We start from the raw sequence: 15,225 nt of genomic DNA, 5'->3' as shown, positions 1-15,225 counted from the left end.
ACAATAATTTCTTCATTTCATTAGGGTAAATTTCTTCTGATTTGTTTTAACTAAGCATTCATAACAACCTTGCTGTGAATGATTTAATTATTAACCAATTTAATAAACCCTTTTATGAAAAAAATCTATTTTTTATGGATTTTAGCAGTCATTTGCTTAAAATTCAACCAACAGACTTTAGGTCAAACTCCCTATCCTACTTCCACAAAACTTTCGGACATTATTGGTGTCATTCACATGAATGGGACTTACAGATTTAACCCTTCTAAAGATTTTATGAAAGAAGGAGTTGATGAAATTGAGAATATGGGAACCAGTGTGATTAAATTATTTATGGGAAAATCTACCGCAGTCTCTTATCCAAGCTATTGGGGGAATACATGGCCCACATTTACAAACTTAACAGCTTTGGCACAAACCAGTTATTTTCAAGATGCATTTAATCGTACTCAATTTAAAACTTATGTGCTTACTGCATTTGAGATGACAAATCCAGGAAATGTAACCAATTTCAAGGATGGTATTAGCCCTACAGAAGAAACAAATCTTTACAATGAAATCTACAATTTCACTACCTATCTCTGTAATACTTATGCTGGTACTGGGAAAACTTTTATACTTGCAAATTGGGAAGGCGACGGAATGTTAGGGTTTGTTAACGAAAGTCCGTTACCATCTCCTACCGTTCAATCCATACGTTTGGCAGGATTAGTAAAATGGTTTCAAATTAGACAAAATGCTATATCTGCTGCCAGAACAGCCGCAAACAAGACAGGCGTAACTGTACTGGGCGCTGCAGAATTCAATCATGTTTCTATCAGAAAAACTTACGATTGGCCCACTGTTATAGACTCTGTAGTACCAAAATTGAATATGGATTTATATTCTTTTTCTAATTGGAAGTCCAATACACCAGAAACTGTTGACGACTTTAATGGCACATTAAACTACATTAAAGCTAAATGTCCTGATTCTGACTTATTTGGAGCTAACAATATCTACTTAGGTGAAACTGGAACTTTTGAGAATTATAGTGTTGTTGGAGATATCCCGGCTCATAACGACTATAGTGACCGTGTCTCAAGACAAATTATGCAAAGAAATACAGAACTTGCTTTAAAATTTGGTATAAGATACATTTTGCATTGGCAAATATATTGTAACGGTTTGAGGCAAGGGGTAGTGCTTCCGCCCGGACAAAATGCAACAGAGAGCCAATTAAAAGGTACTGGAATTAGAAGAGCTGATGGATCATATTCTGGCATTTACAACTACTATAAAGCTATAATGCCTAAAACAATAGGTGAGTATTTACATACTTATGAGGCTGAAGCCCAACTTACTGCAAAAAGTACTGGAGATACAGAGAGTGATGTTATTTACACTGGAGCAAGCGGTCTTTATTTTTCTAAATTAGACGCTAATGCCGTTGGTGATTGGATACAATACACCTTAAGAGTTTCACAAACAGACTCATGCACCATAAAAGTAAAATATCGGAAAGGACCAACTTATGGTAAATTTAAATTAACAGTTGGAAGCACTGTATTAAATACAGTTGTAGATTGTTACAAAACAGGTGATAACACTTTTGCTGAAGTTACTTTAGGTAAAATTAAATTTAATGGTAGTCCTGCTAGTTATAATTTCAAATTCAATGTAGAAGGAAAAACAGGAGCTGAATATGATTTAGGAATTGATGCTATTGAAATAATACCAAGTACTGGTCAATTCTTTAATGTTACATCATTTGCTCGTAACAGCCCACTACTTGAAAAAATTCATACTACAGAAGATGTGGTTTTCACTGATTTCAAATTTTATCCTAACCCTGTTATACATAACTTTTCTACCGAGTTAAACAAGCTTTATGATATTACTATGTTTGATTTATCTGGTAAGCAAGTGATGCAACAATACGGCTTAATGGGTAAACAACAGTTTGATTTATCAAATCTTAATAAAGGAATCTATTTATTAAGAGTAAATAGTGAAGGGAAAACGATTGTTAAGAAACTAATATTGCAATAATTATTTCTCTACAAAAGTACTATTAAGTAAAACATTAAATCCCCGATTCTTTCGAATTAGGGATTTAATTAAAAAAACAAGTGCAAAATATTCAATATTAGAAAAGCTATGATTCTTCTAGATAATCCAAATCTTTAGTAAAGGTTTCCTCCATGTATTTTAAAGCCCAAAATGCTAAGCCTAAACTGATGATCCCTACTGCTATACCTGCATGTATTAAGTTGTTATTGAAAAAGCCTGTGAAAAACTGAAACAACAAGCTTAGTGGCACTACTGCTCCTCTTACTACATTGGGTACTGTGGTAGTTACCGTGGCTCTGATGTTAGTACCAAACTGCTCGGTTGCTATCGTCATGAAGATTACCCAGTAGCCTACAGAAAATCCTAAAAATATACAGATACTATAAAAAGTAGTTAAACTGATTTGACTGGAGCCTAGAAATAAACTTATACCTATGACTGATAAAAACAGATATACATAGACTACCTTCTTCCTGCTTTTTAGGTATTGGCTTAGCAAACCACTCGCTATATCGCCTAGCACCAAACCTGCATAACAGCAAGCTACAGCTGCTCCGCCGTTTACTTCGCCATCTACTTGTAATACTTTACCAAACTCTGGTGATAAGGTTATCAAGATTCCTACCACAAACCATAAGGGTACTCCTATCACTACACAGCCTAAGTATTTTAAAAAACGCTTTCGGCTTTTCAATAACATCATAAAATCTCCACTCTTCTCATTACTATGGTGGGCTTTCTTAAACATCCCCGATTCTGTTACTCCTACTCGAAGTAATAATAATGACAGTCCTAATCCTCCGCCTATGAAAAATGAGGTGCGCCAATCAAAATATTGGGCTATGAAATAGGCTACCACTGCCCCACTTACGCCTATAGAGGCCACTATCGTTGTCGCATATCCTCGCTTCTCTTTGGGCATAATCTCTGCTACCAAGGTTATTCCGGCTCCTAATTCTCCTGCTAAACCAAAGCCCGCTATAAAACGCCAAAAGGCGTATGCATCCGTACTCTCTACAAAGCCATTAGCGATATTGGCTATAGAATAGATAAATATGGAACCAAATAACACAGATAATCTACCTTTCTTATCTCCTAATACGCCCCATACCAATCCGCCTATCAGTAATCCCAACATCTGGGCATTTAATATGTATATGCCTTCATTCGTTAAGGTATCCCCTGTTAAGCCCATGGATACTAAACTGGGTACTCTTACGATGCTGAATAGTAATAAATCATAGATGTCTACAAAATAGCCTAAGGCTGCTACTACTACCGCTGCGTTTAATATTCTTGTGTTTTTTTTATCGTTCATTTAAATGGTTGGATATATTGAAATAGAAATTAGACCTGAATGTTGAATTAAATTATAAAAGCTCCTTTTGCAGGTACTGATAACTTTTACTAATACTCTCAAATGGATCTATGTTAAAGTTTTCTTGCTCTAAATAATAGTATTTGATACCCGATGACTTACGCTCAGCAAATATTTTTTTAAAGTCTATAGAACCATTACCTATTTCGGTGTTCAATTGTGGCTTTTGTTTATCCATATCCTTTATGTGCCACATCACAAAACGATTAGGATATTTATTAAATAAATCAACAGGATTAAGTCCAGCTCTAGCCACCCAATAAATGTCCATCTCAAAATCTACCAAAGCAGGATTAGTATTCTGAAGTAAAATATCATATCCAGTTTGTGAACCATATTTTATAAACTCATAATCATGGTTATGATAACCTAGTTTTAGTCCGTTTGTCTTACATCTCTCACCAATGGCATTAAATTGTTTAGCTAATTTCTTATAATCATCAGCAGATTGCCTAAGAGACTCTTTTAATGCTGGGATAACCAAATATTGATGATTTAGCTGTTTAGAAACCTCTATCATTTCATCTAAATTATCTTTAGTACCACTTAAAAAATCATCCATACCATAATGTCCACTCGGACTTTCTAATCCGTTAGCTGCTAATATTTTTTTAAGTTCTTTTACTTCTAAGTCCCAAAATTTACCATTATTATAACCATAAACTTCTACTTGTTTGTATCCTATATCAGCTACTTTAGAGAGAACTTTTTGAGGATTACTTTCTAAAATATCTCTTAAAGAGTAAAGCTGAATGCCGAGAGTTTTCTGAGATGATGCTCCCCAAACACATGAAGGAGTGATTGCCAAGGCAGCCAATGCAAGACTGCTTTGTTTTATAAATAATCTTCTATTTGTCATATATAATTTTCATTTATGAGAAAAGCTTTATAGCTCTCCCTTTTTTAATTGTTCTACCGCATAATTTGCTGCCCTTGCTGCTAAAGCCATAAAGGTTAGAGAAGGATTTTGTGTAGCTGTAGATGTCATACAAGCCCCATCTGTAACAAATACATTCGGACAATTATGTAATTGATTCCATTTATTTAGTAAAGAAGTTTCTGGGTCTTTTCCCATTCTTACGCCACCCATGTGATGAATGTCTAATCCTGGTGCTTGTTTGGTGTCTTCTGTTTTGATATTTTTGAAACCAGCTTTGGTATACATATCTGTCATGGTTTCAAAGAAATCTTGTATCATTTTTTCATCATTGTCATCATAATCAATATTGATTCTTAACAATGGAATACCCCATGCGTCTTTTTTTTCTGTGTCTAGAGCCAGATAATTGGTTTCTTTAGGGATAGTCTCTCCCATCATACCAGATTTGATTTGCCATGAGCTTAAACTCGGCTCATCCAGTAGATTTTCTTTTAAAGTATCCCCAATACCTTCGTAGTTATTTATTGGCCACTTTTCTGCAATAAAGGTTGAAGCATAACCTCTTAAAAAATCTGTTTCCTGCTTATATAAATTTTTAAACCTCGGCAAATAAGCACTGGTTGGCCGTCTTCCTCCGGTATGGGTGCTATCTTGAAAACCATCATAAGTAGCATAAATACTGGCTCTGTAATTATGAAAAGCAACGTATTTACCTAATAACCCGTTATCATTACCCAAACCATTTGGAAATCTTTCTGACTTAGAATTTAATAAGATAAGGTTGGTATTAAAAGCTCCTGCATTTACGAAAATAATTGGCGCAAAATATTCTTTTGATTCTTTTGTATTAGCATCAATTACTTTTACGCCAACAGCTTTATTCTTTTTATCATCATAAATAATGGAGTGAACAACAGAAAAAGGTCGCAGCATTAAATTACCAGTTTTTTTTGCCCAAGGTAAAGTACTAGAATTACTACTGAAATATCCTCCAAAAGGGCAGCCTCTTTGACATAAGCTTCTATTTTGGCATTGTACTCTTCCTTGCTCAAAATGTATAGGCTCTGGCTTAGTTAAATGTGCACAACGGCCATAAATTACATCTCTACCTTTATAATTCTTGGCAACAAAATCTTTAAAATAATTTTCAACACAGGTAAGTTCTAAAGGCGGTAAAAACTCTCCATCTGGGAGATTGGGTAAACCATCTTTATTACCTGATATTCCTGCAAATTTTTCTACGTAGCTATACCAAGCATCAAGATCTTTATAACGTATTGGCCAATCAACAGCAAAGCCATCTCTTTTTGGCCCTTCAAAATCAAAGTCGCTCCAGCGTTGGGTTTGTCTGGCCCAAAGTAAAGATTTACCTCCAACTTGGTAACCTCTTATCCAATCAAAAGGCTTTTCTTGTATGTATGGATGTTCTGTATCTTTAACAAAAAAATGTTGTGCATCTTCTCTAAAAGCGTAACATCTACTTACAACGGGATTATTTTTTTGAATTTCGTAAGGAATATCACCTCGGTGTTTAAATTCCCAAGGCATCATATTGGTTGTTGGGTAATCTTTAATGTGCTCAACATTTCTTCCCCTTTCAAGAACTAATGTTTTTAGTCCCTTCTCGCAAAATTCCTTAGCCGCCCAGCCACCACTAATTCCTGAACCGATGACAATAGCATCAAAAGTGTTATTTTTATTTATATCCTCCATGATTTTTATTGTTAAGAAACAACTTTTACACAACCATAAAACACACCGGGTACAAGCTTGTATTCCTGAACTTTTGTTAGATAAAATTCTGAATGTGTGTATGAACGTATGGTAAGCTGACGTAAGTTTTGAAAGAAAAAAGTTATATCTGAAGGGATACTATCGCCTGTGGCAATTGTCCTTAAAAATGCTAATTTTTCATCAGCCTCTAGTTTATGAAAAGAATTACCCAACCTTTGCTCGCATAATAAATCAAATTCTTTAAGCCCTTTCACAAACTTTTGCTGTTGTTTTGGTGCATAACAATCATCTACCATCGTTAACGAAAATTCAAGCGCTTGAGTTCCTAATGCTCCAGGGATAACAGTTTCTTGCTTTTTAGTTTCTGGTATAAGCGTATCACAAATAGCGGCAATAATGTCTTCCTCTCTGATTTCTAAAGTGATATTTTTCAACATCACGGCAGGCTCTCTGCTAAACCATGAGCAAGATGGTAAAACTAGGGTAGCTAAGGAACCTATTAACAGTGTTTGAATACTTGATCTTCTATCCATTATTGATAATTGAATGATATTATTTAACTTTTGAAATCATTGAATTTGCTTCAGCAACTAAATAATTTCTGAATAGCTCGGCTGCAAAAGCTCTTGTTATAACTCCTTTAGGCGTTTCTATTTTAAGATTATTATCTTTTACAATTTTTTCAAAGTTCTCTTTAGATATAGGGTCTTCAGGAAAAAATCTTTTTCCTGGCATGTCCAACAATCCATTTATTAAACATAATTGTGCCGATTTCCAGTTATCTGTGCCTTTAACTAGATCTATGATAGGTTTTCCATAAAGTGGAGCTCCAGCTTCTAACTGCTCTACCTGAACCAATACTGCCGGAACATTTCGCGGTTGCACACCTAACTTTACTGAAAGTGCAGCTATGTTACCTACCGCCTGACCATTAAGCATCGTACTTGGCTGTAATCTGGTTGCCCCGTTTACCAAACGAGATTGAGAAATATTTTTCTCTGCAGCTAGAAAACCATCTATTTTCTCTGGGATAAAAGATCTCATGGGTACATAAAAAGCCCCTGTTCTTGAATCCCAATCATGAGATTCTGCTGCAGAACTTGCTGCAGGATCTATATCAATATCTAAATCCTGAGGACGTTTAGAGCCATGTAAATCCTCTGGATAATCATTAATAGAAATGGCATCTTTGAAAGGAACAGGTTTTTTAGTACGATCTATTTCAGAACTTATTAGTGTATGTAAACCAACTATTCTTCTGCTTTCTCTTACATATGGCATCACAGGAAAATGTTTTAATACTGCTTCATAAGGCTTTAAATCTGGAAAATCTGTTACCATTTTATTTGTTAACCATATGTTATAAGGACTATCATATTTTTGAGAAACGTCTACAGACCAATTTAAACCAAGCTCGTTCTGCATGTAATAAATTAGACCTAATGTTTTTTTACGGAGTTCCATCTCCTTTTTCCATCTCAATTCTGGTACTTCAATATCACCAACAGAAACAGGTACATCATTTTGTGCAATATTTAATTCTGTTTTAGTAGTATATTCATCTATACCTTTAGTTTCTGAATTAGGTAAACCCCTATAATAAGCTACAGTATTCCAACTTGTAGGATTTGCATACACATTATAATCATCAGCCGTATGACGCTTAATATAAGACAAGTGTCTTTTGTAAGCTTCATAACCTTTTGGAGGTGTTTTAACTTTTAATTCTTCTGGTACGCCAGCACTATATTCTTTTACAATAGCTGTCCAAGTAAAATCTTGAACTTTAGAAGCATGCTCAATACTACCGCTTACATGCTTTGCAATTCTGTATCTCGCACCGGTTAAGGGAATAACATCGCCATACTCGGTTGCATCAACCAAGATCTTACAGGCAATTTTTTCGGTTTTTTTTGCTCCTGATAATCCCTTTTCAATCTTCACAGCGTTTATTTTATCTCCTTGTTTAAATACCTCTACTACTTTGGTGTAAAGCATAACATCTATATGCCCTTTACCCAGTTTATTTACTTTCTTAATCATATCGTAAATAAGAACCTGACCAACCGATGGTTCAACAGCACAAGATTCTGAATTCCAATAGCATGTACCTACAGTTTCTCCAATATTTTTGTAATATTGATCTGCTTTATGGTAAAATTCTTGGTAAATACCATGATTTCTTATCCCCACAGTACCCTCATCCATTGTAGCAACACCTGCTGCCGACATTTGCCCACCTAACCAATCTGTTTCTTCAATAAGCAATACATTACATCCCATTCTTGCAGCTTGTACTGCAGCAGCAAAACCACCTGTACCACCACCAGCAATAATAACATCGTAGTCTTTTGCAGCTACATTTAACACCATTAAAACAGCTAGTACTGCTGTTATCAAAATTCTTTTCATATGATTTATTTTTTTTACCATTCTAGTTTATCTGTATATATTTTTCCGTTGTTTTCTATCTTCAAACCTTGTTCTGGACCAACTGTTAAATCTTCTTTTTTCATGAAAGTGGTACTGATGTTTTTTCCTAAAAAGTCTTTAGAAAATTGATTTCCTGTAATTTTAACATCTCGGCATCCTTCTAATAAGAAGTTAGCTTTGACTATGGTATAAGGTTCATAGTTATAAGTTCTTGTAAGTGTATTATTGGTAAATTGGAGATTACCAACTGACCTTGCTCTTAAAATCGGATAATCAAAATGCAGAAACTTATTATTTGTGATGATGATATTACGATGATAAGGTTTTGAATCTTCATCAGTAGGTAAAACGGATGGTGTAATATCTATAACAGCTTCTCCCCACTCCCAACGACCTCCGGTAACACTACCAGAAGTCATACAATTATCAAAAACATTATTTTTGATAATCATGTCTTCATTAGCACCAGATTCCATCCAACCTTCCAGGTCTCCTTCTATCAATAAAGCATGGCCTGCTGTAGTAAAGTAATTCCCTTCTATTAAGACTTTTTTAGGTGTAGTTGCCCTTATACCTGTACCACGATGTCTTTTCATGATTCTATTGTTTCTAATTTCAACAGATGGTAACCACTCTGCACTTTCCATCACATCTGCCGTATCAACCAAATCGGAAATAGGCTTATCAAATTCTACTTCAAAAGTGCCTTTCCAATCTGAACCACTAACAAGCTTAATAGACTTGATATGATTAGTAGCTACTTTCTTCCCGGTTTTAACATCTACATACCATACATCTTCCCCCTCTCCAAAATGAAAACCTTTGAAACTTTTTACTAATAGTTTATGAGAAGATAATTTTTCTTCAATTGGTGCATACATATTGTGTACATTAACAAAATCGTCTCCCCCTCCGTTATATTCGCAATTTTCTATTTTGATTAAACCTTTGCATCCTTTTAAGTGAATACCATCAGCCATATTGGCAAATAACCTTTGCTTAGATGCTCTTGCTATAATATCAAAATTGTCTATAAAAATATTTTCTGTTGCTGTAGCATAAATTGCTAAACTTCCTCCATGATATAAGGTAATATCCTTAATGTTAACATCTTTGCATGTAGCAAACTGGAAAGAATTGGCAGCATAGATATAGTTATACATCGTGATGATATTGCTTATTTCGGGACGTTTTATCCAGTTAAATGGTCCTTTGAAAGAGATAAGTCCGGGTTTTAACTCTTTGGCTTCATGTGCATAAAAATCGCCAGCAGGCTCGTCATGTGTTTGAGGAATAATATTACCGGTTTTTTTATCAAAAACTTGTCCGTACTTAGCTTTATCAGAACGCCAACCTTTACCTAAATACCATACTTTTTTATTAACTATTTCATAAGGATATTGCTTTTTATCTATTTTAAGATGTATAGCTGTATCGCTTACTAAAACGAACTCTCCTTGGGTTACCATGGGTCTATCATAATCCACAGAAAAATTCTGAAATGTTATATTTTCGCACTTCGTAATATTAAATGGAATTGTTCTTCCATGAAATATAAACTCCGAACCTTGTCCATCTATAATTAAATCTTTAAAGCCAGATAGCTCATTTGCTATATACGTTTTTTCTGTAGGTGTATCGTTAATATCTGGTATAAAATGATAAACACCTTTTGGAAAAACTATTTTTGAAGACGGGTATTGCTTGGCTTGTTGTAAAGCCTTTTTAAAATAAGTAATAGCATTATCTTTACTATTAGGCTTTAATCCCATAGTACCGATATTGATAACTTGTTGACCAAGGGTTACACTTAGTAAACAAAAATTTAGGATAAGTAAACAGATACTTTTTCTCATTTGTTAGGTTTAATTTTATAAAAACGGATCTTATTCAGAGGGTTCTAGGTAAGCTGCAAATCCCCCTCCGGCAGATAAAGCAATTTTGATTTCACTTTTATTGGTTACTATTTTTTCTTTTTTTAAGGCCTTATGTGCTAAAGCATCATCTTCATAACTGATCATCTTAAACTTACCTTCGCCCAGAAAATCTAACTTAAGTGCTAATGTTCTAGTATCGCTGTTATTAAGGGCACCTATAAACCAGCTTTTTTTATCTCTTCTGGCCATGGTAATGTATTCTCCTACAGCCCCATTCAATACTTTAGTATCATCCCAAACGGTTTTTACTTTCTTTAAAAATTCGCTACCTACTTGGTTTTTATAACTGTTAGGATGATCGCAGGCTACAGTTAATGGGCTATCAAAAACTACAAATTGCGCTAACGTATTAGACCGAGTTAACATACTTTGAGTGGGACTTTGGATACGAAAGTCATCTATCTTCCTATTTTCAAAACCACCAGGAGTAAAATCCATTGGACCAGCTAGCATTCTGGTAAAAGGTAAAGTACAAAGGTGTTCTGGTGTAACCATTAGAGACCATTTATTCCATTCATTACCAAGAACTCCTTCTCTTGTAACCTGATTAGGATATGTTCTACCCAATCCGGTTGGTTTATAAGCACCATGAAAATTAACCATCAATTTATACTTAGCAGCTGTTTTAACAATACGCTCATACCAGTTTACCATTTCTTGGTCATCACGATCCATAAAATCTATTTTTACGCCAGCAATACCCCATTTTTCATAAAGCGCACATACAGCATCCCAATCAGAGCGGTTTACATCCGTCCAATAAAGCCATAATATGAGTTTTACATTTTTATCTTTAGCGTACTGAATTAATTGGGGCATATTGATATTCGGAGCAGATTTGGTAATATCAGCCTGTGCTTTATTGTATTCACCATACCATTGCCAATCTACAATCATGTAAGGCCAAGTCATATCAGAAGCTAGATCTATAAATTGCTTAATGGTTGGTTCATCCATCTTTACATCATTACTGTACCAATTGTCCCAAGCAGAAATACCAGGCTTTATCCAAGATGGATCTTCAATAGCACAAGGAGGATTAAGATTATTAATCATTTCTGACTCTACTAAACGACCCGGAGTTTCACCTACAAGGACTACTCTCCAAGGCGTATTAAAAGCTTCTTTTTTGGTAACTTTAGTTGTTTGACTGCTATCTATTGATGGTGATAACATCATGCTAAGGCCAAATTTATTTTGCTCTTTTTTTAAATACATACCTGCATAATCAGTTAGGTCTGCTTCGGTAATTACGGCATAGCATTTATCAGATATTTTAACTGTTAAAGGCAAACCAATAAGCATTTTTTGTGTGAGCTCTGATAGTTTACGTTTATAAAAAAAAGATTCTTGAGGAGATACTGGCTTTATATGATCTGCCGCCCAACAAATACGATCTTCACCAAAAGAAAAAGTTGAATGTTCTTCTTTAATCAAATAATCTACGCCATTTACAGATTTAGGAAATTTTACTCTGTAAGCTACGCCATCATTATAAACTCTGGCAATCAGTTGTAGCTTACGTTTTGGAGCAACTTTTTCTTGAAGATTTATCAATATCTCGGTATAATTGTTCCTTACTTTATCAAATCTCTTTAATACTGGTATCCAAGTTTCATCTGTAGTTGTAACTTTAGTATCGATAAGCATGAGCTTATTTTTTAATTCGGGCATGCTGGTATTGAACTCAAAATTTACCAACTGGGCTGTAAGCACATGTTCACGATTAAATAATATTTTACCAGATAAGCTTCCTTCTTCTGATATATCAATTAAAAAATCAACTTTCTTGTCTGGAGATTGTACCTGATATTGGGCATACAAAAACTGTATACCTAATAAACAGCTTATAAATGACACTAAAATTCTCTTCATTTCTAGACTTATTCTAATACCTATTCTCATTTTTTTATGATAACAAACCGGTTATCTTAAATTTTAAAAAAGCAATAGCTATGCTTAGGTTAATGTTAAATAAGGCTTTAAGTATGTCTCAACTTTGCCTTATTAAACTATTAACAGGGTTATATAATTTCTAATTTTACAGGTTCATCATGATACATGATGAACCTGATGGATTTAACATATTTTAGTTGATAGCTAATTGTATAGGTTCTGAATAATTCCACCTTGGAGTTCCGGTGGCATCTGCAGTTACCACCACTGCACCAACCCTAAACCAGAATTTTGTTGCTGTTGGATATTTAGAGAATAAATTTCCTTGTAAGGATAAATCTATCTGTAAAGTAAACTCTTCATTTGCGCCAGGTATTCTATTTAAAGTTAAAAGACCTGCATTGGTTGGTTGTGTTGCAAATCTGGTTCCTATACTTACAACTTTATCTATATAGCTAAATAGTTGTGTTGATGCTACTCTGGTTGTGGTACTTCCCGGGGTTGAAAGCTTAAATTTGGCTACAATAAGATTTCCATTCTTTACAATACTTAAATCTCTAACCTTTATATAAGGCTGAACTGTAAAGTTTAACTCATTTCTACCAGCCTTAATTTCATAGTTTTTAAGTGTATCCAAATTTCTGAAATTAGCATCACGAACCACGATATCATAAAATCCAGGAAATATCAACCCTCTCTCATAAGTTCCATCTATTTTAGGTGTAATAGCTTGTCTTTCTGGAGCTGCGAAATTACCTTTCTCAAAATAAATAATCTTTGTGCCCTGTGCAGATACGTCTGATTGTACATTCTCACCATCCTGATCTACAATTCTACCAAATATAATGGCCTCAGGTTGGTCATAATTATCTATTTCACAGGATGATACCATCATCACCACTGCTAATAATATTAAATTAAAAATCTTCTTATTCATATTGTATTGTTTAAGATGAATTAGTTATTAGGTATCAATCCGTTAGCGCCAGTTCCAGGAATTGCGAGATAATAATCACGAATATCTCCGCCAGAACCCCATGTCATGGTACCAGAAACTTTATTGCTGATATCTCTCACGAAGAAATAGGAAACCGGTGTTGTGGTTAAGTCTAACACAGGGCATAAAACTTTATGCTTAAATGAATTATAAATAACATGATACTGTCTTCTTCTGATTAAATCCCAAAGTGTGTAGGAATTCTCCATACCAAACTCTACTCTTCTCTCGCGTAATACTTGTTCTAGTGTAACACTTGGGATTTCATAGGTATGACCTGCTCTTTTTCTGATAATATTTACAGCTTTTGTTGCTAAAGCTTGGGCATTATTGGCTGTGTAGCCACTCTCTAGAACTGCTTCAGCAAAATTTAATAATACCTCTGCGTAACGCATTTCAATAAAATCCTGAGTACAAGAACCAGAAACAGGTAATGGATTATTATTTTCTACAACATATTTTTTTACAAAAAAACCTGTTAAAGAATATCTGGAATTAATATTAAACCCAGAATAAGAGGTAGGACTACTAGCTCCGTAAGAATAATAAGTTGTACCATCTTTTACAGCACTACCATCTTGTCTGTAAATAAATGTACCGTTTGGCCTAACTAATCCTGCCTGAGAAATAATTTTTGTATTCTTCCAAATAGAACTAGGGGTAATAATTGTTGCAAACATTCTAGCATCTTTACCTGCAAAAATATCTTGAGGATCATTAAAATGTTTGTATTGTGTTTGGCTATTTGCGGTTGGTGAGGCATATAGCAAGCTGTTATCGTTTCTGGTATTGATAGGTACGCTAGCTCCGTTTGAGGTATAGGTTTCGTATAAATCGATAAGATCTAAAGTAGGATTTACTGTTCCTCCATCATTATAACCATTACTTACTTGTGGTGTACACATTAAGAGATCCCAATTGTGACCAGTACCTACTCCAGGAAGCGTATATCCTTTAATAAAGATAGCTTCAACTCTAGCTCTTTGTGCATTTTCAAATAGCCCTTGGTAATTTGCGGCTGCCTCTGCAGGCGAAGCAGGATTTGGCATATATAAACCATGACCTGTAGGACCTATATCCGCATTAGGATTAATGATTTGTAAAGACGCTTCTATACATTTAGTATAATAATCATTGGCTACTGCTGTAGAAGGCATACCGTCTACTAACTTTTGTCTGTAAGCTTCTGAGGAACCATTGTTAACAGGATATTTTGTAATGGAGGCTGCATATAAAGCAACTCTTGATTTTAATGCCCAAGCTGCTGCTTTGGTGGCTCTTCTTTCCTCTGCTGGAATAAGGTATTTTGCAGCAGTATCACATTGTGCCAATATAAAATCATAAGTTTCTTTCTCTGTTGCTCTGGTAAGTTTTAAGTCTTCTATATTCCCACTAAAATCTTGTGTTTTAGTAAGAATAGGTACACCTCCATATCTTTTGGCTAATGCAAAATAAGTGTAAGCCCTACAAAATGCAGCCTCACCTATTAATGATTGTTTTTTTGCTTCAGAGAGAACAGAGGTTTTAATACTAGGAACGGCTTCTTCAAGTATATTGATATCTCTAATAAGCTTATAAGCTTCTACCCAATAAGGTGCTTGTGCTCCGCCCTTTCCATACATAATATGAAAACCTCTAGATGCAACTGCATCAGGAGTAGCAACTAAAAAATATTCTCCAGCGTGACTACCTGCAGAATAAGTGTTAAATCCAAAATCCGCTCTAGGTTTATAATTAAAATCTTCTATCGGTAATTGCTGATAAATAGAAGCCAGATAAGCTAAAATACCTTTCTCATCTCCGTATAAAGCATCTGCAGAGACTTTATTAGTAACTTTAGCATCTAAAAAATCTTTACCACATGCACTTAGTAATAATGTGATGATAAATAAATATATAACGTTCAATTTTTTCATAA

General features: G+C 34.6%; 10 protein-coding genes. 1 reads left to right on the top strand and 9 read right to left on the bottom strand.

All coding sequences use genetic code 11. From position 1 onward, the window contains the following. Positions 1 to 114: 114 nt before the first annotated feature. Entirely contained in the window at positions 115 to 2,031 is a 1,917-nt protein-coding gene (locus tag H510_RS0106400; RefSeq protein WP_026903563.1) for a T9SS type A sorting domain-containing protein, read from the top strand. Between the two features lie 106 nt (positions 2,032 to 2,137). On the opposite strand, the gene H510_RS0106395 is transcribed toward H510_RS0106400, so the two are convergent. The 9 genes from H510_RS0106395 to H510_RS0106355 form a co-directional block, all read right to left on the bottom strand. Further along, entirely contained in the window at positions 2,138 to 3,370 is a 1,233-nt protein-coding gene (locus H510_RS0106395) for an MFS transporter (RefSeq protein ID WP_026903562.1), read from the bottom strand. Positions 3,371 to 3,422: 52 nt separating this feature from the next. After that, the gene (locus tag H510_RS0106390) at positions 3,423 to 4,289 is read right to left on the bottom strand and encodes a sugar phosphate isomerase/epimerase family protein (RefSeq protein ID WP_026903561.1); all 867 of its coding nucleotides are present in this window, start codon (positions 4,287 to 4,289) and stop codon (positions 3,423 to 3,425) included. A 27-nt stretch (positions 4,290 to 4,316) separates the two neighbouring features. After that, positions 4,317 to 6,023: a GMC oxidoreductase gene (locus tag H510_RS0106385; RefSeq protein ID WP_026903560.1), complete on the bottom strand. Its 1,707-nt coding sequence runs from the start codon at positions 6,021 to 6,023 to the stop codon at positions 4,317 to 4,319. A gap of 11 nt (positions 6,024 to 6,034) precedes the next feature. Continuing rightward, the gene (locus H510_RS0106380) at positions 6,035 to 6,577 is read right to left on the bottom strand and encodes a gluconate 2-dehydrogenase subunit 3 family protein (RefSeq protein ID WP_026903559.1); all 543 of its coding nucleotides are present in this window, start codon (positions 6,575 to 6,577) and stop codon (positions 6,035 to 6,037) included. Positions 6,578 to 6,596: 19 nt separating this feature from the next. Continuing rightward, positions 6,597 to 8,456, bottom strand: a complete 1,860-nt coding sequence (locus H510_RS18385) for an FAD-dependent oxidoreductase (RefSeq protein WP_162143060.1) — start codon at positions 8,454 to 8,456, stop codon at positions 6,597 to 6,599. A gap of 14 nt (positions 8,457 to 8,470) precedes the next feature. Further along, a complete protein-coding gene (locus H510_RS0106370) occupies positions 8,471 to 10,333 on the bottom strand; it encodes a glycoside hydrolase family protein (RefSeq protein ID WP_026903558.1) in 1,863 nt (620 codons plus the stop codon). Positions 10,334 to 10,363: 30 nt separating this feature from the next. Continuing rightward, positions 10,364 to 12,289, bottom strand: a complete 1,926-nt coding sequence (locus H510_RS19855) for a glycoside hydrolase family 97 protein (RefSeq protein WP_162143059.1) — start codon at positions 12,287 to 12,289, stop codon at positions 10,364 to 10,366. A gap of 214 nt (positions 12,290 to 12,503) precedes the next feature. Beyond that, entirely contained in the window at positions 12,504 to 13,247 is a 744-nt protein-coding gene (locus H510_RS0106360; RefSeq protein WP_026903556.1) for a DUF3823 domain-containing protein, read from the bottom strand. Between the two features lie 20 nt (positions 13,248 to 13,267). Beyond that, on the bottom strand, positions 13,268 to 15,223 hold the full coding sequence (locus H510_RS0106355; RefSeq protein ID WP_026903555.1) for a RagB/SusD family nutrient uptake outer membrane protein: 1,956 nt from the start codon (positions 15,221 to 15,223) through the stop codon (positions 13,268 to 13,270). Positions 15,224 to 15,225 lie beyond the last annotated feature (2 nt).

Origin of the sequence: Pedobacter glucosidilyticus DSM 23534 (assembly GCF_000425145.1) — a bacterium.
Classification (GTDB): Bacteria; Bacteroidota; Bacteroidia; order Sphingobacteriales; family Sphingobacteriaceae; genus Pseudopedobacter; species Pseudopedobacter glucosidilyticus.
Note: the sequence above shows the minus strand (reverse complement) of the source record. Positions and strands in the feature narration are given on the sequence as shown.